Annotated in this window: 19 protein-coding genes; 11 read left to right on the top strand and 8 right to left on the bottom strand. The window is 47.2% G+C overall.

What is annotated here, in order from left to right; all coding sequences use genetic code 11:
- Nucleotides 1–20: 20 nt before the first annotated feature.
- The 3 genes from aceB to argE form a co-directional block, all read right to left on the bottom strand.
- Nucleotides 21–1,604, bottom strand: coding sequence for a malate synthase A (gene aceB / locus NJR55_RS02730; protein ID WP_253617617.1), 1,584 nt, complete (start codon nt 1,602–1,604; stop codon nt 21–23).
- Between the two features lie 184 nt (nt 1,605–1,788).
- The gene (locus NJR55_RS02725; protein ID WP_253617615.1) at nt 1,789–3,414 is read right to left on the bottom strand and encodes a methyl-accepting chemotaxis protein; all 1,626 of its coding nucleotides are present in this window, start codon (nt 3,412–3,414) and stop codon (nt 1,789–1,791) included.
- An 89-nt stretch (nt 3,415–3,503) separates the two neighbouring features.
- Nucleotides 3,504–4,664 carry an acetylornithine deacetylase gene (gene argE / locus NJR55_RS02720; RefSeq protein ID WP_253617614.1) on the bottom strand — a complete coding sequence of 387 codons (1,161 nt, stop codon included), beginning with the start codon at nt 4,662–4,664 and terminating at the stop codon, nt 3,504–3,506.
- Nucleotides 4,665–4,764: 100 nt separating this feature from the next.
- Between argE and argC the strand changes: the two genes are divergently transcribed.
- From argC to argH, 5 genes are read left to right on the top strand one after another with little or no spacing between them, the layout of a single operon-like run.
- Complete coding sequence (gene argC, locus NJR55_RS02715) at nt 4,765–5,790, top strand: N-acetyl-gamma-glutamyl-phosphate reductase (RefSeq protein ID WP_253617612.1); 1,026 nt, start codon at nt 4,765–4,767, stop codon at nt 5,788–5,790.
- Nucleotides 5,787–6,518 carry an acetylglutamate kinase gene (gene argB / locus NJR55_RS02710; RefSeq protein ID WP_253617611.1) on the top strand — a complete coding sequence of 244 codons (732 nt, stop codon included), beginning with the start codon at nt 5,787–5,789 and terminating at the stop codon, nt 6,516–6,518. The genes argC and argB overlap by 4 nt, the downstream gene beginning before the upstream one ends.
- Nucleotides 6,519–6,520: 2 nt before the next feature.
- Entirely contained in the window at nt 6,521–7,471 is a 951-nt protein-coding gene (locus NJR55_RS02705; protein ID WP_253617609.1) for an ornithine carbamoyltransferase, read from the top strand.
- Entirely contained in the window at nt 7,468–8,679 is a 1,212-nt protein-coding gene (locus NJR55_RS02700) for an argininosuccinate synthase (protein WP_253617608.1), read from the top strand. Before NJR55_RS02705 ends, NJR55_RS02700 begins: the two co-directional genes overlap by 4 nt.
- 3 nt (nt 8,680–8,682) lie before the next feature.
- On the top strand, nt 8,683–10,545 hold the full coding sequence (gene argH / locus NJR55_RS02695; protein ID WP_253617606.1) for an argininosuccinate lyase: 1,863 nt from the start codon (nt 8,683–8,685) through the stop codon (nt 10,543–10,545).
- Here the strand turns inward: argH and NJR55_RS02690 are convergent.
- Nucleotides 10,529–11,380, bottom strand: a complete 852-nt coding sequence (locus NJR55_RS02690; protein ID WP_253617604.1) for an MBL fold metallo-hydrolase — start codon at nt 11,378–11,380, stop codon at nt 10,529–10,531. The two genes, argH and NJR55_RS02690, sit on opposite strands and share 17 nt — an antisense overlap.
- 562 nt (nt 11,381–11,942) lie before the next feature.
- Nucleotides 11,943–12,287 carry a hypothetical protein gene (locus NJR55_RS02685; protein WP_253617602.1) on the bottom strand — a complete coding sequence of 115 codons (345 nt, stop codon included), beginning with the start codon at nt 12,285–12,287 and terminating at the stop codon, nt 11,943–11,945.
- 553 nt (nt 12,288–12,840) lie between these two features.
- Between NJR55_RS02685 and NJR55_RS02680 the strand changes: the two genes are divergently transcribed.
- A complete protein-coding gene (locus NJR55_RS02680) occupies nt 12,841–14,412 on the top strand; it encodes a hypothetical protein (RefSeq protein ID WP_253617600.1) in 1,572 nt (523 codons plus the stop codon).
- A gap of 73 nt (nt 14,413–14,485) precedes the next feature.
- Nucleotides 14,486–17,191 carry a TonB-dependent receptor domain-containing protein gene (locus tag NJR55_RS02675; protein WP_253617598.1) on the top strand — a complete coding sequence of 902 codons (2,706 nt, stop codon included), beginning with the start codon at nt 14,486–14,488 and terminating at the stop codon, nt 17,189–17,191.
- A gap of 177 nt (nt 17,192–17,368) precedes the next feature.
- Here NJR55_RS02675 and NJR55_RS02670 read toward each other — a convergent pair whose 3' ends face one another.
- Entirely contained in the window at nt 17,369–18,256 is an 888-nt protein-coding gene (locus tag NJR55_RS02670) for a mechanosensitive ion channel family protein (protein ID WP_253617596.1), read from the bottom strand.
- 101 nt (nt 18,257–18,357) lie between these two features.
- Between NJR55_RS02670 and NJR55_RS02665 the strand changes: the two genes are divergently transcribed.
- Complete coding sequence (locus NJR55_RS02665) at nt 18,358–19,950, top strand: ABC-F family ATPase (RefSeq protein WP_253618044.1); 1,593 nt, start codon at nt 18,358–18,360, stop codon at nt 19,948–19,950.
- On the opposite strand, the gene NJR55_RS02660 is transcribed toward NJR55_RS02665, so the two are convergent.
- Both NJR55_RS02660 and NJR55_RS02655 read right to left on the bottom strand, forming a co-directional pair.
- Nucleotides 19,947–20,612, bottom strand: a complete 666-nt coding sequence (locus tag NJR55_RS02660; protein ID WP_253617594.1) for a glutathione S-transferase family protein — start codon at nt 20,610–20,612, stop codon at nt 19,947–19,949. The two genes, NJR55_RS02665 and NJR55_RS02660, sit on opposite strands and share 4 nt — an antisense overlap.
- Before the next feature lie 108 nt (nt 20,613–20,720).
- Complete coding sequence (locus tag NJR55_RS02655; protein WP_253617592.1) at nt 20,721–21,371, bottom strand: DUF1707 SHOCT-like domain-containing protein; 651 nt, start codon at nt 21,369–21,371, stop codon at nt 20,721–20,723.
- Nucleotides 21,372–21,632: 261 nt separating this feature from the next.
- On the opposite strand from NJR55_RS02655, the gene NJR55_RS13755 reads away from it, so the two are divergent.
- From NJR55_RS13755 to NJR55_RS02640, 3 genes are all read left to right on the top strand, one after another.
- Nucleotides 21,633–22,010, top strand: coding sequence for a toxin-antitoxin system TumE family protein (locus NJR55_RS13755; RefSeq protein ID WP_338034523.1), 378 nt, complete (start codon nt 21,633–21,635; stop codon nt 22,008–22,010).
- 8 nt (nt 22,011–22,018) lie between these two features.
- Complete coding sequence (locus NJR55_RS02645; protein WP_253617588.1) at nt 22,019–22,423, top strand: HVO_A0114 family putative DNA-binding protein; 405 nt, start codon at nt 22,019–22,021, stop codon at nt 22,421–22,423.
- A gap of 73 nt (nt 22,424–22,496) precedes the next feature.
- The gene (locus NJR55_RS02640) at nt 22,497–24,089 is read left to right on the top strand and encodes an amidohydrolase family protein (RefSeq protein WP_253617586.1); all 1,593 of its coding nucleotides are present in this window, start codon (nt 22,497–22,499) and stop codon (nt 24,087–24,089) included.
- The last annotated feature ends 99 nt before the right edge of the window (nt 24,090–24,188 follow it).

The raw sequence follows: 24,188 nt of genomic DNA, 5'->3' as shown, positions 1-24,188 counted from the left end.
CTTGTTGCTCTTAATCGTTATTATTTCAGTTGTTGGTAGCCGGGCAGGGTCAGAAAGTCGACCAGCTCGTCGGCTGTGGTAATTTCTTCCAGCAGGCTCAGAGCCTGGGAAAAGGGTTCGTTGTTCCAGCGTCGTTCACCCACTTCCTTTTTCACCACGTCAGCTTCTTCCTGCAGATACTGCCGGAACAGCTCTTTGGTGACCGGGGTGTTGTCGGAAAGTGTTTTGCCGTGGCGTATCCACTGCCAGATGGAGGTGCGTGAAATCTCGGCGGTAGCGGCGTCTTCCATTAGCCCATAGATAGGAACGCAGCCTTTGCCGTTCAGCCAGGACGCAATGTATTGCAGCGACACCCGAATGTTGGTGCGCATGCCAGCTTCGGTGCGTTCTCCGTCACAGGGTTGCAGCAGTAAGGCCTGATCAATCGGGGTGTCGTTTTCACGCAGTACGTGAAGTTGATTGTCGCCTTCAATACCGTCTACAAAAATTTCGCGTACGGTGTCAGCTAAACCCGGGTGAGCAATCCAGGTGCCGTCGTGGCCATTGTCACGCTCCATGGTTTTGTCGGCGTGAACTTTAGCGAGGATCTTCTCATTCTCGGCTGGATCTTTGCTGGGTATAAAGGCTGCCATGCCGCCCATAGCTAAAGCCCCGCGCTGGTGACAGGTTTTCACTAACAAGCGCGAATAGGCGTTAAGAAAGGGCTTGTCCATGCTGACCACCTGGCGGTCAGGCAAAACCCGCTCGGGGTGTTCTCTCAGAGTTTTGATGTAACTGAAGATATAATCCCAGCGGCCGCAATTCAGTGCGGCAATATGGTCTTTCATGGCGTGCAGTATTTCATGCATTTGAAACACCGCCGGCAGGGTTTCAATCAGTATGGTGGCGCGAATGGTGCTGGTTTTCAGGCTGAATTTTTCCTCGGTGAAGTGAAAAACATCGGCCCACCATTTGGCTTCTTCGCTGTGCTCCAGCTTGGGCAGGTAGTAATACACACCCGAACCTTGTTGTAGTCGCTGCTGGTAATTCAGTAAAAAGTACAAAGCAAAGTCCATTAGCGCGCCGGGAATAGCTTGGCCATTACGCTGCACGTGCTTTTCCGGTAAGTGCAGGCCGCGAACCCGGGCAATGAGCAGTGCCGGGTTAGCGCCGACCTGGTAATGCTTGCCACTGTCTGGGTCGGTATAGGTCATGCCGCCAATGTTGGCGTCACGCAGGTTAATTTGACCGTTAACCATGCCTTCCCAGGTGGGAGATTGTGAATCCTCAAAGTCGGCCATGTAGCAGTCGACATTGGCATTCAGAGCGTTGATGACCATTTTTCGGTCCACCGGTCCGGTAATTTCTAAGCGGCGTTTTTTCAAATCGTCCGGCAGTTCGGCAATGCGCCAGTTTCCTTCACGAATGTCTTTCGTGGCTGAGTCAAAGTCGGGTAACTGACCTTCGTCAAATTGCGCCTGACGTTGCTGGCGCTTCTTTAACAGCGACTCTAACTGTGGTTGAAAGGTATCGACTAACTCAGCGAGAAAAGACTGGTTCTCGTCGTTGAACAATGCTTTTGCATTGTCATCAAGCGGTTGACTGAAGTTAAATAGATTGTTCATTTTTGAATCCGTTGTTATTCATTTGTTAACACGGATTAAGGTTAGACTCTGGTCGCACCATTAGTCTAATTTATGCTGTTAATTAGCGGTATTCAGTAAGGTTATTATGGTGGCTTGACGTTTACGTCAGGATTGGCATTGGACCTGACATAAATGTCAGGCCACAAAGCGTCTGGCACAATATTTAAATTCTAAAACGTTTAACCAATTCATTAAGGTCAACGGCCAGGCGCGAGAGTTCGCGACTCGAGGCATTGGTTTGCTCTGCACCGGAGGCAGTTGAATTAGACAGGTCACGAATGCTGACCAGGTTTTTGTCAACATCGCGCGACACGTTTGCCTGTTCTTCCGCGGCACTGGCTATAGACGTATTGTGATTGTTTATTTCACTGACAGCTGCGGTAATCAGCTGCAATGCTTCACCGGCTTCACGTGCTACGTCCAGAGTCTTAGTCGCACGCTCTAAGCTCTTGTCCATGGTGGCGACAGAGCGGTCGCTGGACTCATTAATAGCTTTAACCATGTCTTCAATTTCAACGGTGGACTGCTGCGTCTTGTGAGCTAACGAGCGAACTTCATCAGCAACAACGGCAAACCCGCGACCTGATTCACCAGCACGAGCCGCTTCTATTGCTGCGTTTAGTGCTAGCAGGTTAGTTTGTTCGGCAATACCGCTAATAACTTCAAGCACCTTGGTAATACTTTTCACCTTCTGTGCAAGTTCGGCGACGTTACCGGAAGAGTCGCCAATTTCCTGAGACAACTCTTCAATAGCACGAACCGTTTGACGTACGCGGTCATTGCCTTGTTGTGCTTGTTGATTTGCTTCGTCAGAAGCTTCCGAAGCGTTCTGGGCATCCTGAGCAACGGTTTCAACGGCGGTAGTCAGCTCGTTTACGGCCGTTGCTGCTTGCTCTAGTTCTTCCGACTGCTGCTGGATAGTCCGGGTAGACTCTTCGGTCACTGAGCTTAGTTCTTCAGAGGTTGATGCTAGCTGCTCCGATGATTCCGATATTGTGGTAATGGAATTGCGCAGCTCTGTTTGCGTTCGTTCTAATTGACGAAGTAGGTGTGCCGGCTCGTCATTACCCACAATTTCAATACGTTGTGTCAGATCCCGCTTAGCAATAGTTTCGGCAAAATCAACGGCGGCGCTAATAGGTCTGACGATGCTGCGGGTCAGCACTATAGCGAACAGAGCCAGCAATGCGATAGCAGCCACGAGTACAATAATAACCGCAAGATTAGCGTTTGCCGCTACTCCGTGTGCGTCACTTGCTGCTTCATCAATAAGAACACTTTCTCTACTGTGAAGTTCGGCCAGTTTTTCGGTGATTTTGTTAGTCAGCGGAAGTATGCTGTTTTCTCTTATTGAAGCAATGGCATCTTCAAGTCCCGCATCAACCAGCTTATTGAATTGATCATTTAACTGCCAATATTCTTTATCAAGCGCCTTGTATTCATTAAATAATTCTCGCGCCTGAGAATCCTCTATAACACTTTCGTATTCGCTCTGATTACGCTTAAGTGAATCAATTGCATCGGAAAGCTTTGCTTTATAGTTTGTTAAACGCTCAGCGTCATTTATATAGGTGGAAACGTTGGCTGAATGAATTCGTACCAAAAGAAAATCACGGTTTATATCATTTACATTGTCCAGCGCTGGCATTTGCTTGTCGGTAATAATCGTTATCTCACTATCAATGACTCCAATACGATTTAACGCAAAAATGCCCAGAATAAGTATGAGTATTCCGATCAGCCCGAAAGCGATACTTGCACGGAGACCTATGGAAATCTGTCGTATCATGGCGTGTTCCTTTGTTTAATCAATGCAGTCATATAACTGTAGTAAATTGGTCAGCGTCTAAACCTGACATCTCCTTCTGCTATCGGCAGCTAACCCGAAAAACAATAATTTTTTAACAAGTTTTTTAGTTTTTCTTGAGTTGGTTTGATGGTTTCAGTTAATAGATACTCATCGGGCTGATGTGCCTGACGTATCGAGCCTGGCCCCATTACTAGTGTTTCACAGCCGAGTTCCTGAAGAAAGGGCGCTTCAGTGCAATAGTTAACCGCCTGTGCCTGAGTTTTCGAAATTTTTTCTGCTAATTGTACCAATGCGGAATCGGTATTTTGCTGAAAAGCGGGTATTGGGTGGTGCAGTGAAATGAGCTCAATTGACCCCGGATAGCGAGACTGAATATTTTTCGTTGCCTGGTGCAGGTGGGCGTAAAGCTCGTCAACAGACAAACCTGGGAGTGGTCGAATGTCCAGGTGCAACTCGCAACAGCCACAAATGCGGTTGGCGTTGTCGCCGCCATGAATGTGACCAAAGTTCATGGTGGGGTGTGGTACCGAAAAGCTTGAATCTGAATATTTATGCTTAAACTCTTCTTTTAATTTCATGAGTGCTGAAATCACTTCGTGCATCAGTTCTATGGCGTTAATACCCAGAGCTGGGTCTGAGCTGTGGCCGGAGCGTCCGGTAATACGTATTACTTCGCTCATGTGCCCTTTGTGGGCATATACCGGACGCATATCTGTGGGTTCGCCTATTACGCAGTAGTCGGGTTTGAGGTTGGCAAAACGACTGACCTCACGGGCACCGTCCATAGTGGTTTCTTCGTCGGCGGTGGCTAGTATCATAACCGGTTTGCTTTGCTGAGTTGCGTCCAGCTCACTCAGAGCCTGAATAACAAAAGCAAAAAAGCCCTTCATATCAATGCTGCCAAGACCGTACCAGCGGTTGTCCTGTTCAGTGAGCTTAAAAGGGTCGAAGTTCCAACGGCTGGCATCGTAAGGCACGGTGTCGGTATGTCCGGACAGCAGTAATCCGCCACTTCCGGCTCCCCGACGAGCCAGTAAATTGAACTTTCCCGGCTGACTTTGCAGCTCATTAATTTCGCACTCGAAGCCTAATACTTCCAACCATTCAGCCAGTAAATTCACAACCTTCTGGTTGCTGTGATCCCATTTAGGGTCAATAGAGCTGATGGAAGGTTGTGCAATGAGTTGCTGATACATTGAGAAGAATGATGGTAAGGCAGGGGTGTTCATGATAGTTAATCCTTAATATAATTATTCACTATTATTGCATAAGTATGTTTATTCGGTTATTCTGCATTTTTACTCAGAAACAGCAACAGGTTTTTGTCGCATGCAGTATACAGCAGCGCAGTCTCAGTCAGTCGCAATAATTGGAGCCAGCGGTTACGTCGGCGTCGAACTAACCCGCTTGGTGCAACAACATCCGGCGCTTAATCTTTTGGGTTGTTATGTCTCTGAGCATAGCAGTGATGCGGGCTCGTTGTTGAGTGATTTACACCCTCAATATGCACATTTAGTGAAACTGCCTTTGCAGGGCTTATCCAGTCATGAAAAAGACTTCATTAAGGGCTCAGCTGACACAGTGTTCCTCTGTACTGATCATGGCGTGAGTGTGGAGCTGGCTCCTGAGTTTCTGGCTGCGGGTTTGAAAGTGATAGACCTCTCCGGTGGCTTTCGCTTAAACAGGGTTGAAGATTACCCGGCATTTTATGGCTTTGAGCACGAGCAGAATCAGTGGCTAGAACAAGCGATTTATGGGCTGGCGGAATGGTACCCGCAAGAGATAGCCGCAGCGCAGTTAGTTGCTGTGCCCGGCTGTTACCCAACCGCCGCTTTAATGGCATTGCTTCCGGTAAAACAGGCAGGCTTACTCAGCGACAATAAAATTATTATTAATGCAGTTTCCGGCGTTACCGGTGCGGGTCGAAAAGCGTCATTGACGAATCATGGGGCAGAGCTATCTTTACAAGCTTACGGACTGTTTGAGCATCGCCATACTCCGGAAATTGCTCAGCAGTTGCAGCAAGACGTGCTGTTTACTCCGCATTTGGCGCAATTTCCGCGCGGTATTCTGGCGACTGTATATGCCGAGCTTAACGATGATGTAAGCGATACGGATTTAGATAAAGCGTACCAATGCTATGCAGGTCAGCCGCTCGTACGTTGTGAAAGACAAGCGCGGCCAGCCATTAAAAATGTGGTGCAGCAACCCTTTGTGGATATTGGCTGGCACCGGCAGGGCAACCAGTTAATTGCGCTGTCGGCTATTGATAACTTGCTAAAAGGTGCCGCCAGCCAGGCCATTCAGTGTGTGAACCTGCAGCTTGGTTTAGCTCTTGAAGAGGGGCTGTTATGAGAGTGATTAAGCTGGGCGGCAGCCTACTTGAACAGCCCGATGAGATGAAAGCGCTGTTTGAGTCTCTGGTCGACACTAAGAACAAGACGGTCATTGTGCACGGTGGTGGATCTTTGGCTCAGCAATGGCTGTCTACTGCTGGCTTAAAAAGTGAAAAGCATGAAGGGCTGCGAGTCAGCCCGGAACAACATATGCCATATATAGTGGGAGCCTTAGCCGGTTGTGCAAATAAACAGCTGATGTCTCAGGCAATAGCCACCGGTATACGGCCCATTGGCTTAACTCTGCACGAAGCAGGTATTTCCTGTCGGCGCCAGTCTGCCGCGCTGGGACAGGTAGGTACGTGCGAGCTGTTTGAGTCCGGGTTAATTGCTAACCTGCTCAAATGCGGCTACCTGCCATTAATAAGCTCTATTGGCTTTGGTAAAAAAGGTGAGTGGTTCAATGTTAATGCCGATGACGCGGCTGTTGCGGTTGCTGCAAATCTCGATGCCGATTTACTGTTTTTGACCGATGTTGACGGTGTGCTCGACAGTGAAGGTCAATTGATAGAGCAACTGAACACTCAGAGCATTGATGAGCTGACAAAAGCCGGCGTAATTCAGGACGGTATGCTGGTTAAGGTTCGTGGCGCGCTGGAAGCGGCCAGACACTTGCGACGATCTGTGCGAATAGGCAGTTGGAATGCAGTCAATAAACCCGATTCAGGCACACAGATTAGTGAGTAAGTATGATGAAACATTGTTTATCCGGGCTGGAGTTAACTCCGGCTAACACATTGCAACTACTGGCTTTAGCGCAAGAGCAAAAAGCACACCCCGAAAAATACTGCCAGACTCTGGCAGGCCGTAGCGTCGTCACTTTGTTTGAAAAGCCAAGTCTGCGTACGCGTTTGTCTTTTGATATTGGTCTGCAAAAGCTGGGTGGTCATGCGGTTTACCTGAATGAGCAGGGCAATGGTATGGGCGTACGCGAAAGCGTTGCCGATTATGCCCGCAATTTATCCTGCTGGGCCGATGCCATTGTCGCACGGGTTATGTCGCACCATACATTACAAGAACTGGCTCAGTACGCCTCGGTGCCGGTAGTTAACAGCTTGTGCGACCGGTTTCACCCGTGTCAGGCGTTGGCGGATTTTTTAACTCTACAGGAGCACTACGGCAAGGTGAAAGGTCTGAAGTTGGTGTATCTGGGCGATGGCAACAATGTCTCGCACTCGCTGATGCTGACTGCCGCCGCACTGGGTGCAAGCTGTACTATTATTTGCCCGTCCGGGTATGAACCCGATGCCGACCTTGTCAGCAAAGCGAAAAAACAAGCAGAAGAGAGTGGTGCCGACATTGTTGTTACCCATGATATTGCCGCTGTTGCAGGAGCTGATGCGCTCTATACCGACACTTGGGTGTCGATGGGCGACGATAAACCGCTGAGTGAAGTACGCGACACTTTCCAGCCTTATCAAATCAATTCGCAGCTGGTTGAGCACAGCGGTGCCACTTCGGTGTTGCACTGCCAGCCGGCGCACCGGGGTTACGAAATAACCTCCGATGTGATGGATGGCCCGCTGTCGCGCTGTTTTCAGCAGGCCGAAAACCGTCTGTATGCGCAAAACGCCTTATTAACTTTATTATTGAATCCGACGGCAGCCGTACTGCCAGAATCTATGGAGAAAGCCTCATGAGCAATGTAAAAAAAGTGGTACTGGCCTATTCTGGTGGCCTGGATACATCGGCGATTGTGCCCTGGTTAAAAGAAAACTACGGCTGTGAAGTGGTGGCCTTTGTGGCTGACGTAGGGCAGGGAGCCGAAGAGCTGGAAGGTGTTGAGGAAAAAGCCAAAGCCTCGGGTGCTTCTGAATGCCATGTGGTGGACTTAAAAGACGAATTCGTTAAAAACTATGTGTACCCGACCCTGAAAACCGGAGCGATTTACGAAGGCACTTACCTGCTGGGCACCGCCATGGCGCGGCCGATAATTGCCAAAGCTCAGGTTGAAGTGGCGCGTAAAGTCGGCGCTGACGCACTGTCTCACGGTTGCACCGGTAAAGGTAACGATCAGGTGCGTTTTGAGTCCTGTTATGCGGCTCTGGCACCTGACTTACAGGTGATTGCGCCCTGGCGTGAATGGGAATTAAGCAGCCGCGAGTCTTTGCTGGATTATCTGGCGGAACGCAATATTCCCTGTTCAGCTTCAGCGACCAAAATCTACAGCCGCGACGCTAACGCCTGGCATATTTCGCACGAAGGTGGCGAACTTGAAGACCCCTGGTGCGAACCCACAGAAAAGGTCTGGACTATGACGGTATCGCCGGAGCATGCACCGGACAAACCGGAGTACCTTTCTGTGACGGTGGAAAACGGTGAAATTGTGGCGGTGAATAACCAGGCGCTGTCGCCTTTTGAAAGTTTGAGTGTTTTAAATGACGTTGCTGCTAAACACGGTGTTGGCCGTGTGGATATTGTGGAGAACCGTCTGGTGGGAATGAAAAGCCGCGGTTGTTATGAAACTCCGGGCGGTACTGTAATGATGGCGGCGTTGCAGGCCATTGATGAACTGGTGCTGGACAAAGTCAGCCGTAGCTGGAAAACTCAGTTGAGCGAGCAGTTTGCACAATTATTGTACGACGGACGTTGGTTTACTCCTTTGCAGCAATCGGTTATGGCAGCGGCGCAGTCGTTATGCGCAACTGCCAATGGGGAGGTGGTTCTGAAACTCTACAAAGGTTCGGTAACCGCAGTGCAGAAACGCTCGCCGCACAGCTTGTACAGCGAAGATTTTGCGACCTTTGGTGCCGATGAAGTTTATAACCAGGCGCATGCCGAAGGCTTTATCCGGTTGTTCTCTCTTCCGAGCCGGATTGCGGCGCTACAAAAACAGCAAAAGGGATAGGTTATGGCGTTATGGGGCGGACGTTTTGCGGCAGGACCCGATGCCGCGTTTCAGCAGTTTAATGACTCGTTACCCTTTGACTATGTGCTGGCAGAGCAGGATATTACCGGTTCTAAAGCCTGGGCCAACGCGTTGCGAAAGGTCGGGGTACTCAGTGCTGAAGAATGTGAACAGTTACAACAGGCTCTGGACGAACTTTTAGGTGAAGTGCGTTCTGATCCTGCGGCTGTTGCTGTCGGCGGTGATGAGGACATTCACTCTTTTGTTGAGGCGGCTCTAATAGCCAAGGTTGGAGACTTAGCTAAAAAACTCCATACCGGGCGTAGCCGTAACGATCAGGTCGCGACCGACTTGCGGTTGTGGTGTCGTCAGCAGTCAGAAGTTTTGCAACAGGCGTTGCAGCAAATCCGGCAGGCATTGCTGGGTTTAGCTGAGCGCGAGCAGGGCACAGTGATACCCGGCTATACCCACTTGCAACGAGCGCAGCCGGTATTGCTGGCGCACTGGTGTTTAGCTTATGTAGAAATGCTGCAGCGCGACAGCGAGCGTTTAGAGGATGCCGTAACGCGCCTGAATAAAAGTCCGCTGGGTTGCGGTGCGCTGGCGGGTACGGCGTATCCGGTGGACCGTGAAGCCATTGCCAGCGAGCTGGGCTTTAGCCAGGCGACGCGCAACAGTCTAGATTCCGTTTCCGACCGTGATTTTGTGGTGGAGTTATTAAGCACCGCGTCACTGTCGATGCTGCATTTGTCGCGCTTAGCCGAGGATCTTATCTTTTATAATTCCGGTGAGGCGGGCTTTATTGAACTGGCAGACAATGTGACTTCAGGCTCGTCGTTAATGCCGCAAAAGAAAAACCCCGATGCACTGGAACTGGTGCGCGGCAAAAGCGGCCGGGTGGTGGGCTCGCTAACCGGGTTGATGATGACACTGAAAGCTTTGCCGCTGGCTTACAACAAAGACATGCAGGAAGACAAAGAAGGTTTATTTGACGCCTTTACCACCTGGCAGGCTTCGCTGGCGATGGTGACTTCCAGCCTGCAGGGCTTAACCGTGAACCATGAGGTTTGCCGCAAAGCCGCGCAGGGCGGTTACGCTAACGCCACCGAACTGGCCGATTATCTGGTCGCTAAAGGCGTACCTTTTAGGCAGGCACATCATAACGTCGGAGAGCTGGTTCAGCAGGCTATTCAGGCTCAAAAACCACTTGAAGACATGCCGCTGGAGGCGTTTCAGGCGGTTGTTCCGGTAATTGAGCAGGATGTTTATGAGTGGTTGACGCTGGATGCTTTACTGGAAAAGCGCTGTGCACTGGGCGGTACCTCGCCGCAGCGTGTGAACGAAGCCTTAAAAAGCGCTCAACAGCAGCAGAAAATTCGTATTAGGGATGCTAACCTCGGTGATATTGGCGCGATTCTGGATTTAGTTCAGCACTGGGCCGGAGCAGGAGAGAACTTACCGCGTGCAAAAGACGACATTGTGCACTCAATTAATGAGTTTGCCGTTACCGAAGTCGGCGGTAAAGTCATGGGCTGTGCGTCGCTTTATATTTATACCACTGGGCTTGCTGAAATTCGCTCGCTGGGTGTTCACCCGCATACGGAAGTGCGTGGGCAGGGCCGCATGCTGGTGTCTTATTTATTGAAAAAGGCACGGTTACTGCAGTTGAACCGGGTCATTGTGCTGACCCGGGTGCCGGACTTTTTTGAGCAACAAGGTTTTAGTCATTGTTCTAAAGACAGTTTGCCGGAAAAAGTCATGAAGGACTGCGAATTGTGTCCAAGGTTGGCCAACTGCGATGAGCTGGCCATGGACTTTCACCTGCAACCACCGGACGAACGGTTAATCTTTAGTACAGCGTTGTGATCCAGCGCTCTTCGTTTATAAAAGACCAGCTCCAGTCTTTCCATTGTTCACTCAGACCCTTGGTTTTTGCTTCATCAAGGGTCATTCCCTGTTGCTTCATGGCATCGACTTCGGCTTTGGTTTCTTTCAGCATGTCCAGAAAGCCTTGATAATCTTCTTTATTGGCTAAAGGGCCGTGACCCGGAATGATCACCGTGTCGTCATTAATGCGATTTAATAATTCTTCAACGTTGGCAATGTAGCCGTCAACGTCACCACCGCTCTTCAGGTCAATAAAAGGGAAGCGTTCATTAAAGAATAAGTCGCCCGGGTGCAGCACATTGGCTTCTTCAAACCATACGGCGCTGTCACCGTCGGTGTGCCCTGCAGGCAAATAAAACACATGAACAGCGTCATTGTTCAAGTGGAAGGTAAGGGTTGAGTCAAAGGTAATGGCTGGAAGGCCGGCTGCGTTGAAATCGCTATCCTGACTCAAACGTTCTCGCACATTGTCATGAGCATAAATAGTTGAGTTCTGATTATTGGCAAACCAACTATTAGAACCTACGTGGTCGCCGTGGAAGTGAGTGTTCAGAATATAACGCACCTCTTCACCACTCAGCTCCTTAATTTTTGCGGCAATTTTTTCTGCCACCTGAGTATACTGGTCATCTACCAGAAATACGCCATCGTCACCAGATGACATAAGCATGTTGCCACCGGCACCCGTCAGCATATAAATATTATCGGCCACTTCGTTATGCTCGACGATAACCTCTTCGGATTGATAGGCCGCGGCTGGTAAAGCAAGTACAGACAGAGTCGTCAGTACACAACTGAGTAATAATTTACGCATGGGGTTTCCTTTTTTGGGTTTTTCATTATTGATATAGGTTACTTATTCAACAAGCGCAAAGATCAAAAATACAACCTCAAATGACTAAAGTGTGAATATATTGTTATTTTAGTTTTCTGGAATGAGCAGGATAAACTGACTCGCCCTAAATTAGGTTGGGGGCTTTAACTAGTCCAGTTGCACTTCGCAACTAGCTTTTTTGCTGTTGGGTTCCCTGTGCTGTGTCGATGCAATTGATTATTTCATTGAGAGGTTACGAACTGCTTTCTCTTCAAGTTAAGCTCTAGCTCTTTAAGCCTTTGTCCTGGAGTCGGGTTTGAAGTAATAGCCATAAGGGTTAATTTCGGGTGATGCTAATCTTAGCAGGCATGCTTATGAAGCGACTTTATTTTAATATAGTGCTTCGTCCGTGTATTCTATATTTAGATTGCACTCACGTGTAGGTCGACTCACCTTTTTCTACTTCGCTTATTTTCAAGGTGGTAAAACAGAGGAATAAGGCCGTAATAAACAACTTACGGCCTTGTGCATAAGTTCTTAATTATTACCGAAAACAGCATTTTTAGATTGAATGAATAGAACCGATGTAATCCGTTACTCCATCTCTACAATCTTTTGCATCATCTCCTCTAAATTCTTCTAATATATATATTTTTAAAGGAGTATTGTTATTTTTCGCATTTGTTAAAGTGTTCAAGTACTCCCCCAATCGGTTGTCTTGATAGGAAATGATAAATGGATCATTCTTTGAGTAAGAGCTGATATTCGATGTGCTTACAACGACTCCATTAGGTTGGTTCTGAGTATTATCGACATATACCGAGCAGTATGTTGCCGCTACAGCAGATGAGGACATTAAACCCATAACAGTACAAAGAGTCAGAATCGAAATATTTTTTGTATTCATAACTTATGTTCCTTTTAAATTAATGTAATAACATCACCTCGATATGAAGCACTTGAGATTTTTCCTTAGTTGTATGACGGTGGAATGAAACATTTATTATCATTTCATTGGCTAAACTCCCGATTATTTCCGTGAGTTTTACTAGAATTCCTGCCTCTAAAGCCCATTCAATGGTTGGCTAGAAGATACAGAGCTGGCAGCACCAGCCTGCGTTCTGGTGCATCGAAGTGTAATGATTGGCTCAAGGCTTCTTGTGCCCACGCCGAATGAGCCCTTCAGTTGCAAGAAATTTACGGATGCCATATACCTTGTACTGAGCAGTTCAATCGCGCGTTTGACCACTGTGGCCAGAGGCACCCGGCTTAAGATAATGTGTTAATGTTGGCGGTAGGTTACTTCTTAAACAATCGCAAAGCTCAAAACCAAAGAGTTAGGTTACGAAATGGTGAATATTTTGTGACACTTTTGTGTTGTCACAATCTTGTCATGCAAGCGTCTTAGTCTTCTTCCGACTTAAATCATAACTGGATAAAATCCAAGTCGGGAGAACCCAATGAAATTTAATACCTTATTCAAAATCTCTGCAGTAACTACAGCTTTATTTTTAGCCGGTTGCGGCGGCGACATTAATGTTACACCAACGGTCAATAATGGCGGCGGCGCTGACGGTGGTAATGGTGGTGACGGTGGTAATGCTGTTGCCTGCGCAAGCTACGGTGATGTGGAAGGTACCTACGACGGTCAAGACTGTACCTATGATGAAAACTTCGCCAGTGCGACCATCGAAATTGATGAAGATATTACTTTTGAAGAATTGCCTGACGGCGGTGTGCACGTATTTGAAGGCGCGCTGCAAATTGGTGTCGATTGCGACACGACGACAAGTTGTGAAATTAACCAGAATGGCCCGGTTATGACCGTTGAGCCAGGTGCTACATTGGCCTTTACCTCTGGTGAAGCCATTATTCAGGTTGCTCGCGGCGCGCAGCTAAATGCTGTTGGTACTTTCGACAAGCCAATTAAATTTACTTCTGCCAACGAATTTGACCGTCTGAACGTTTCTGGTGATGCACCACGTTATGCAGACTGGGGCGGTATCATCATCAACGGTAACGGTATTACCAATCAGTGTACTGACGCGCAGCGCGATGGCGGTACGTGTAACGTAGAGTCTGAAGGTATCGTGAGCTATTACGGCGGCAACGATAACACTGACGACAGTGGTTCAATTAAATATGCAAAAATTTGGTACGCCGGTTCAGGCCCTCGTGATGGTGGTCCCGGAGATGATTTAAACTCTTTAACTCTGAATGCTGTCGGTTCTGGTTCATCTTATGAGTTTATTCACATTCATCAGGGTTTTGATGACGGTATTGAGTTCTTCGGGGGGAAAGCGGATGTTAAAAACGTGGTTTTCACCGATACTCAGGATGACTCAATGGACATCGATGCTGGCTGGCAAGGCCGTGCACAGTTCCTGTTTATTAAACACGGTACAGTAACTGTAGATGGCAATACTAACTACATGGGTAACGGCGGATTTGAAGCCGACGGTGAAAAAAATAACGGTCCAGACTATAGCCAGGCGCCAACATCAGCACCGACCATTGCTAACGTAACTATTATCACCACTGATGGTAAATCTGTACGTGACAACGATCCATCTATTGCCACTAAGTTTGATGATAACTTCCAGGGTCAAATGTATAACGTCCTGAAAGTTAAAGAGAATGGTACTGCTGACGACGGTTGTATCTTCTTTACGACAGACGGTGAAGCTGGCGTAGATAACGGCGAACTGGACTTCTACAGCTCAGTTTTAGCCTGTACTAACAACTTCGTAAATACCGGTGATAACACTTTCGCAGATGGCGAAACTTACTCAGCCTGGTATCCGAACGGTGGCGTAAACGAAATTCTTGATGGTTCCGCTACTGTCCTGAATGATGACGGTATCTCTACAGATATGACTTCATCTATCACTATCGCAGCGAATGACTTAACTGCATTGAACGATGACTTCTTTACTCCGGTTGATTTCATCGGCGCATTGTCTGACGACGATACAAGCTCTGAGTGGTACCAGTGGGTTGAAACTGCTGTAGCTGCTGCTGACGCAGACTAATTTGAGTTGGAATGCGAATGAATAGGCGCAACGGTGTTGCGCCTATTTTCCGATTTTATTGCAGGAGTTGGTTATGAAAAATCAATACAAACTCAAACCTGTTGCTTTAGCGGTTGGACTGGGGTTGTTTGCCTCTGCGCCGGCAGCTTTGGCTCAGCAAGCCGATGAAGCAGACGTTGAACGCGAATCGACGATTGAAGAAGTGGTTACCACTGGCAGTCGTTTGCAGGGTAGTGCCGCGGCTGTTGTTCAGGAACGCAAAAACCAGGCTTTTGTGGCTGATATTCTGGGTGCCGAGCAGTTGTCTCGTTCTGGCGACAGCGACGCGGCCTCGGCTTTACGCCGGGTGACCGGTTTAACCCTGGTTGATGGTAAATTTATTTATGTGCGCGGTTTAGGCGAGCGTTATTCAAGTGCCCGCATCAATGGTGCCAGCATACCCAGCCCGGATTTAACCCGTAACGTCATTCCTTTGGATATTATCCCATCAACTATCATTGAAAGCATGGCAGTGCAGAAGGTGTTTTCACCTTCAATGCCAGCGGCTTTTGGTGGCGGTAATATTGATATTCGTACGCGTTCTTTGCCTGACGACTTTGTCTTTAGCCTTGAAGCGGGCGTTGGTATGAACAGCAACGCAGACGAAGGTTATACCTATAACCGGGACGACAGCGGTATTCCGGCAGGCATAAAAGACGCAATTGGTCGCTATCAGGGTGACTTTAGTCTACGTAATATTGTTAATACTGACGGTCTGACCGGTTCTGGAAATAGTGCAGGGGATCAGGCTCGGGTAATAAATGCGTCGCTGGCTAAACAGTTACCACGAGACATGGTGCTGAAGAAAGAATCTTTAGATCCTAATATGGACTTTAAAGCCACCTTAGGTAATAGCTTTGACGAGTCATTTTTCGGTGGAACCATAGGCGTGTTAGCCGCGGCTTCCTACGATAATGACTGGGATGTTTCTGAACGCAAAAATGCGGTTATCAGTAACAACGCAACAGCTGATTGTTCAACTTCTCTGGCGACGGTCGAAGACATCTCTAAGTCTTGTTACAACACCTTTGAAGAAACCACAGTAACGACAGAAACGGAACGCTTGAATGGTTTCTTTACTGCGGGTTATGAACTGGATACACACAGTGTTAGTTATACCAAAATTTATCTTGAAGACTCGGAAGATGAATCGGAGTTTGGTATCAAGCAAAGCCCGAACGGCAGTAACCTGAAAACTATAGTCGGAACCGGTATTGCTAACCGCGAGCACGAATTCAAATACGAAGAGCGTGTCTTAAACGTGGATCAGTTCCGCGGCCAACATACTCTTATGGACTACTGGGGCATTGGTTTCGACTGGCAGTATACGGAATCAAAAGCGGAAACGGATATTCCTACCGAAGTTTCGTATCGTTTTGACGATATTTATGACACCGAGGGTAACTTCTCTGAAACTCGAGTAACGGGCGATGACAACCGTGCTATTTTCCAGTTTGTTGATATGGAAGATAACGTTAAATCTTACGGCGGTAATTTCTCATTACCACTTGCGTTTTCCGGAATAGAGCTTGAGCTAAAAGCGGGTTATGACTTTGTTGATAAAGCGCGTTATTACAGTACCAGTCGCTTTAGTCTGGACAATGCATCGGGTTCGCGTTTGTCAGTGCTGGACGACTTAGATGACGTGTTAGGTGTCACAGGTTATTTGACGGATGATGTTATAGATGACAACGACTTCCGTATTTCTTTCCGTGAACCCAGTGCGCCAAATGCGGATGACTATCTGGCAGCCCAGAAAATTGATGCCTATTACGGTGAATTCGACGCAATATTCGATAATACCTGGCGTGTAAGTGGTGGTGTTCGTTATGAAGATTTTAAACAGGTTTCTCTGGCAACATCGAGCTTAATTTTTAGTGAGCAGGATTTAAATAATTATTTCAATCCTGAGCGTGTGCTTGAAAGTACCATTGCTGAAGACGACCTCTACACGGCTTTATCGCTGACTTATATGGCCAGTGATAATTATCAGTTGCGTTTTGGTTACGGCGAAACCGTTGTGCGTCCGGATTTACGTGAAACAGTGCCGGTGGCTTACTACGACCCAATTACGGACATTCGTACGTTCGGAAGAGCTGGCTTAGAGAGCAGTGATTTACGTAACTACGATGCACGCTTTGAGTACTATGCCGATAATGGCGACAATTACACTATTGCGGCTTTCTATAAGGACATAAAGAACCCCATTGAATCAGTGCTTCAGGTGGGCGATGAAGATTACACCTTAAGTTACGTTAATGGTGAATCAGCTGAAGTCTATGGTGTTGAGCTTGAGTGGCTGCACGATTTAGGTTACCTGGCGAACGGGTTCTTTACCTCTGGTAACTTAACCTGGAGTGACTCTGAAGCGTCGATTGATCCGGCATTGGCGGGTAACTTAACCAACCGGACTAAGCGTATGACGGGACACTCTGAGTACGTTGCCAACTTCCAGTTGAACTACGACTCAGCTAACGGTGAACATGCCACTTCGCTGGTGTATAACGTGTTTGGTGAGCGTATCTTAGCGGCCGGTATCGGTGGACGTGAGGATGCTTACGAGCAACCCTTCCATTCACTGGATTTGGTTTACAGCTATTATCCGAGCTTTAATTCTAAAATCGGCTTCAAGGTGAAGAACATTCTTGGGGAAGATCAGGAAGTGACTCAGTCGGATATTCTAGTTCGTAGTAAAGAAGTTGGAACCGTGTTTAGCTTGAGTTATAGCTACGAGTTCTGATTGATGGGTGCTGTAGCCTGACATTTATGTCAGGTCCAATATCTCACCTGACGTGAACGTCAGGCTACATAGACGTAGCCTGGCGTTTTTTATGCTCTATCCAATATCTCACCTGACAAAGTGAGGTAGCCTGACATTTATGTCAGGTTCAATATCTCACCTGATGTGAACATCAGGCTACGTCATCTTTATCTCTAACGGCTTCAGGGTATCCAAATGCACGTCGCGCTGTGGGAAGGCGATAACAATATCGTTCTCGGCGAAAAGCTTATCCAGTTTAAAGCGGATATCAGACTGCACCCGGCGAATATCCATAGGGGCTTCTACTTCTGTCCAGAACAGCAAATTGAAGGTCAGGCTGTTGTCGCCAAACTCGTCGAAGAAAACCTCAAAGGGTAAGCGTTGAACTATTTTTTCGTGTTGGCTGGCCGCTTCCATCATCAATTCGCGAACCTTGTCTATCGGAGAGCCATAGGCAACGCCAACAGTCACTGTGCTGCGTATTTCAGTGGAAACCAGTGTCCAGTTTACTACGCGTTGCTCCAGAAAGTAACTGTTCGGTACCAGCACATGCACACCGTCGAAACGTTTGATGCGGACGCAGCGGTTACCTATTTCTTCGATACGGCCACGTTCGTTTTCCAGCTCTACAATATCGCCAATGCGAATAGGGCGTTCGGCAATTAATATCATGCCGGAAATAAGGTTGTTGAGCAGGTTCTGGGCACCAAAACCGACACCAATGGCTAATGCACCACCTAAAACCGCGAATATAGTAATAGGGATGCCAGCGACCGGTAGGGCAATAAGAACAATAAGCACGTAGCCCAGAAAAGAGAACAACTTACGAAAAGCGTAAATGGTGTTCTGCGACGCATGGCTGGACTTTAAGGCACGTTTAACCAGGCTGGAGCCTATCCAGCGTATGACAATGATGCCAACAACAATCAGCGTAATAGCGATAATCACCTGGCTGAGGTATATCTGAGCGTCTCCCGCTTTCCACAGCTCGATATTCCAGATCCTATCTAAACCAGAAGAGATGTCTGTCCAGGACATTTGCATAATCTATTTACCTATTATAGTGAATCTTTCTTTGTAATTTACGCGAAAAACACGTACATTGCGCGCTCAATTTTTACCCTATGATCCTGGATGTTGACTACGTGATTTCTGCTGCAAATATCACCATGCAATTTGGTGCAAAGCCTCTTTTTGAGAATATTTCTGTTAAATTCGGCAACGGTAACCGTTATGGCCTGATAGGCGCTAATGGCTGCGGTAAGTCGACCTTTATGCGCATATTAAGTGGTGAGCAGGAGCCTTCGGCTGGCAATGTGTCGCTGGAACCTAATATTCGCATCGGTAAGTTGCGTCAGGATCAATTTGCTTACGAAGACTACAGTGTCGTTGATGCCGTTATTATGGGGCACGAAGAGCTGTGGGCGGTAAAAGAAGAGCGTGACCGCATCTACAGCAGCGGCGAAATGAGCGAAGAAGACGGCATGCGTGTGGCCGACCTGGAAACCGAATTTGCTGAAATGGATGGTTATACTGCGGAGTCACGCGCCGGTGAGTTATTGCTGGGGCTGGGCATACCGGTAGAGCAGCACTTTGGGCTGATGTCGGCGCTGGCACCGGGTGTAAAAATTCGGGTGTTACTGGCGCAGGTACTGTTTTCCGAGCCGGATATTATGTTGCTGGACGAACCGACCAACAACCTGGACATTAACACCATTCGTTGGCTGGAAGGCGTATTAGCCGAAAAGCAAAGCACCATGATCATTATCTCGCACGACCGTCACTTTCTGAACACGGTTTGTACGCACATGGCTGACATTGACTATGGCGAGCTGCGTGTGTACCCGGGCAACTACGACGAATACATGTTCGCGGCGACTCAGGCGCGCGAGCAGTTAATGAGCGATAACGCCAAGAAGAAAGAGAAAATTGCCGAGCTGCAGAGCTTTGTCAGCCGTTTCTCGGCGAATGCCTCGAAAGCTAAGCAGGCGACCTCGCGCCAGAAACAAATGGAGAAAATTCAGCTGGACGAGGTTAAAGCCTCCAGTCGTGTTAATCCGTACATTCGTTTTACCCAGGAAAAGAAACTCTACCGGTTAGCGCTTGAAACCGAAAACGTGCGTAAGAGCTTCGAAGACGAAGCGGTCTTAAAAGGCTTGAGTACCTCGATAGAAGTGGGTGAAAAAGTCGCCATTATTGGTGCCAACGGTATCGGTAAAACCACGTTGTTGAAATGCCTGATGGGCGAATACACGCCGGACTCAGGCAGTATCAAATGGTCTGAAAACGCGGCTATAGGTTATTACGCGCAGGATCACGCCCACTGGTTTAAGCAGGAAATGACCGTATACGAGTGGATGTATCAGTGGAAGAAGCCGGGTGATGACGAGCAGGCCATTCGTGGTGTTCTGGGTCGTATGTTGTTCTCTTCAGACGATATTCAAAAGCCGGTATCGATTTTATCCGGTGGTGAAAAAGGGCGAATGATTTTCGGTAAACTGATATTGCAACGCCCGAACATTCTGGTGATGGACGAACCGACCAACCATTTGGATATGGAGTCGATAGAGTCGTTGAACCTGGCACTGGAACAGTTTGAAGGCACTTTGCTGTTTGTTAGCCATGACCGAGAGTTCGTGTCGTCACTGGCCACGCGTATTATCGAAATTACCGACAAAGGCTTACGTGACTTTGCCGGCAGTTACGATGAGTATCTGGCGCAGCTCGCTGCGGCTTAACGCTGTACCATTTTCTGGGCGCTCTTGACCAGTTCGTCAGGGTCGCCCATCCGCTCCGGCTTTGTTACGCCGCGTTGGCAGGCTGGGCGCTCACTAATGGTGTTCATCCAGCGTTTTAAGTTCTCCAGACCATCCAGACTCACACCGGACCAGTCATGGGTACGCACCCAGCACCAGTTGGCAATATCCGCTAACGAGAAGTTATCACCCGCTAAATATTCAGATTCACCTAAACGTGTGTTCAGCACTTCAAACAATCGGCGGGTTTCATTCTGGTAGCGCTCAATGGCTGAAGGCAGCTTCTCCGGAAAATACCGATAGAAGACATTGGCCTGACCCATCATGGGGCCAATGCCACCCATCTGAAACATCAGCCACTGGATCATACGTGAACGTTCTTTCGGGTCTTTAGGATTGAGCTTGTCGTAGGTTTCCGCCAGGTACAACATAATAGCGCCGGACTCGAATACCGCGAAATCATCGTTATTTTTATCGACAATCACCGGAATACGGCCGTTAGGGTTCATTTTTAGAAACTCCGGGCGTTTTTGCTCATTCTCCTGCAACTGCACATGGTGCAGGTTATAGTCCAGCCCCATTTCTTCTAAGGTGACCGTGGCTTTATAACCATTGGGGGTTGCTGATGTGTAGAGTTCAATCATGTTTATTCCTTAAACCTTTGATGAGTCGCGCTGTTTCATACGTTCGTACCAGGCTTTTAGATTAGGCCAGCGGTCGTCGACACGCAGCTGAATTAACCTATGCCTGCTTTAGCGAGATTGAAAGGTGCCCTTTAAGCTATTAGCAAAGGCTACGAACTTCTCTTTTATGGTGCGTTTTACTTTCACTTCAACCGAGCCAAGCAACTGGAAGCCTTCAATTCGTATATGCGGAGCTTGCTTTAGGTTGCCCATTGAGGGCGCTTTATTTTCGGTGGAGCCAAGAACACTAAAGACGTTGGTGCTAATGGTAATTTCTTCGGGCACAAAAACTTCAAGACTTGAAAGCCCGCCAATAATTTTGATAGTGACGTCCGGGTGCTGAAATACGGCATCAGTAAAGTCCAGCTCTACAGAGCCTAGCAGAGAGTAGATGGTGATTTCACGCGGCACTGTCCACACGCCGCAGCGCTCATTAGAAGACAGTATGGATATCACCTTTTCCGTTGGTTGAACGCGTCCTTCGCCATAATGTGGCGAGAATTTCTGCTCTTTCATGCTGTCGTAAGAGGTATCTGGCGTCAGCTCCAGGTCTTCTACCAATTCGGCCAGCTGGCTATGTTCAGTTGCGTCCATAGCTTGATCAAGCCGACGTTCAAAAGCCTCTTCAGATAATTCACCGTGGCCGTAGTTCATGACCAGCTGATCGATAGTCTCTTCGCGGACTTTTTCCAGTGGACGGTCTTCAAATTTTACACTCATGATGTTTCCTTGTTGTTCTTATCTTCTTATTATGGACAACAAAGCAATTCTTAGGCCAGAAATAAAATTAAATAAAATCAATCGGTTAAAAAATTTTCATTCGACTACGTCGTGTTAAAAAGCCAAATTATGGCGAAATTGGCTATTCAACAAATATTCTTGCCGTTAATTAAATAGAATTGGATTACATGCTTTTCTTCTTTCGGTACTTGGCATTCAGGCTTTTAGTGGGTTATGTTTATGTCATAACTTCTTTCATGGATGAAATATGAGTTAATGAGTGATAGTGGAATTGACTATTTATTGGAACTGCATGGCACTCAAGTACATAGAAGTGATGGGTACTGGTATAAAGTCGAGGCTTGGCGTGTGAAGCCTTCAAAGCATATCCCCCATGGAATTAGGTATAACTTAACTCTGCACGATAGAAGCAACAAACGTGTTTTTGGGATGGATAACGCGCACGGTATTAAGGCATCAAAAGCGTCAAAAGTGAATGGTAAAAGGCACGCTTATGACCATAAACACCGGCATTTATCAGATAAAGGTGTACCTTATGAGTTTTCTAGTGCATTTCAGCTTATAGAAGACTTTTTTATTGGTATTGATGACACTATTGAGCGGTTAAGCAGTAAATAAGGAGCAATATGATGAAAGCTAAAATAGGAATTATGTCGGAAGCTCTTATCAGAAAAAGAATGCTTGCGATTGCTGCCGGAAAATACGAATCAGATGCCAGTGAGCCCAAAGTTTGGTATACCTCTATGGCTGCGGTTTCGCATATTTTGAATGAACGAAACATTGAATTATTAAGGTTGATTGATAAAGCTCAACCACAAAGCTTGGCTGAATTAGCTGAGCTGAGCGGGCGTCATAAGTCCAATCTGTCAAAAACATTAAGCACTCTCTCAGAAAAGGGCTTTTTAAAAATTGAAAAGCATGGAAATAACATGTCAAAACCTGTGGCCTTATACACAGATTTTGAAATTGTTGTGGATAAGTATTATGAAGATAAAGTAGTGAAGGCAACTTCTGAGGAGGAAGCGGCGTAGCTTGGATTTTGCTCGACTACTAATAACTTAACTAAAACCTAGAAAAATCAGGTTACTTCAAACGGATACGGCTATGAGTAAACTACCTTTCGTTGTTGATGCCCATACCCACCTTTTTAACGCTCGTTATGTGCCTTTGCAGGGGATTCTTGAGAGTTGGGGGATTTGGAAACTATCGGCAAAGCTGATTAGCAAACTGGCCTATTCCCTAACCGCTAGTTCCACGCTAAAAGAGCGGCTAGAATCGTTTTCAGTAGCATCGAAAAAAGGCGCCACTGAAAAAATCTGTAATGAGTTTGCCAATCTGGTTTGTATTGAGATAGAGCATTACTTGGTAGAAGAGTCATTGGCAGACGGTGGTAGCAAGCCAGAGTTAGTCGAAGTCTATCAGGAGCAATTCGTAAACAGCGAGCTGTATTCAGTTCTGAAGGAAATACACCAGTATTACGGTGACAGTGAATCGGCTCAGGAACTTGAATTAGATTACATAAAAACGAAATGGACTTTCAAAGCAGAAAATCACGCTCAAGATAAAATATCAGGCTGGTTCTCAGGCATTCACAAAATGATTGAGCGAATGCTGCGTAAGTCACTGGAGTTTCTGGAAGACGCTGCGGACAAAATAGATTTTGTCCTGAATATGCTGCGTAGCGAAGTCGGGATACTTAAGCGGTTAAAAGGCTATTACGACAACTTCTCAGAACGTTATGTATTTTTTCATTACATGATGGATATGGCTTCTCCGTTCGACGATAACCCCAAGTACGATTTTTATGATCAGCAGTTAGAACGCATGACGGCGTTGGAGAATTTTTCGGATGGAATAGTCCTTGGCTTCTCCGCTTTTGACCCTTTACGTTTTGTCTCTCAATCTCCCTCTGACCGCGTGCTTCGTGATGCTATAGAAAGATCATTAGAACATGGTAAGGCAGGGTTCAAGTTTTATCCTCCTATGGGGTACAAGCCTGCAGGCAATGAACCTAACGTGGAACGAATTGTTGATTACTTTCTGGATTTTTGTGTGGAGTATTCCATTCCAGTTTTCACTCACTGCACTCCAGAAGGCTTTCAAGCCTATAAAGGCTCGGGTCTGAATTCAGACCCGGATTATTGGGAACAGGCGCTGACAAAGAATAAGCAGAGAGAAACCATGAGGTTATGCTTTGGCCATGCTGGTGGCGGAAAGCGAAAAATGAACGGACGCTGGGTTAAAGGGTGGCTGTCGGATACGGAAGACGAATGGAATGACCCCAATAACTACGCTCGTAAAGTTGTTGAGCTGTGTCGGCGCTACCAGCATGTCTATTGTGATTTGTCCTACCTGCACGAAATTGTTGGAAGCAAGAAAGCACAGGCAAGTCTGGCTAAACGACTTGAGATAGAGCTAACGCGTGAAGCGACTACCGACAAACCTTTTAAACTTGCCGATAAAATGATGTACGGTAGCGACTGGCATATGGTGTCTATGGTTAATGATATTGAAAGGTACTTCGGGCAGATAAAGGCTATTTTTGGAACGGAAAAAATGCAGCCCTTTGCCGATAGATTCTACTTTCAAAATGCGCTGAAGTACGTTGACTTAGGCGCTTATATTGAACGTGCAGAGAATGTCTTTAGTCCGGATTACATTGCACGGCTGAAGGAAGTTAAGGCGTATTTGATGTAGCCTGATGCTATTGCATCAGGTGAGATGTTCAAAACAGCAAAACGATACCCAAAACAGCAAAACTTAGCCTGATACTTTCGCATCAGGTGAGATGCCCAA

This window comes from Idiomarina rhizosphaerae, from assembly GCF_024159085.1.
In the GTDB taxonomy this organism is placed as follows: Bacteria; Pseudomonadota; Gammaproteobacteria; order Enterobacterales; family Alteromonadaceae; genus Idiomarina; species Idiomarina rhizosphaerae.
The sequence above is the reverse complement of the archived record's forward strand: the minus strand, read 5'-3'. Positions and strand labels throughout refer to the sequence as shown.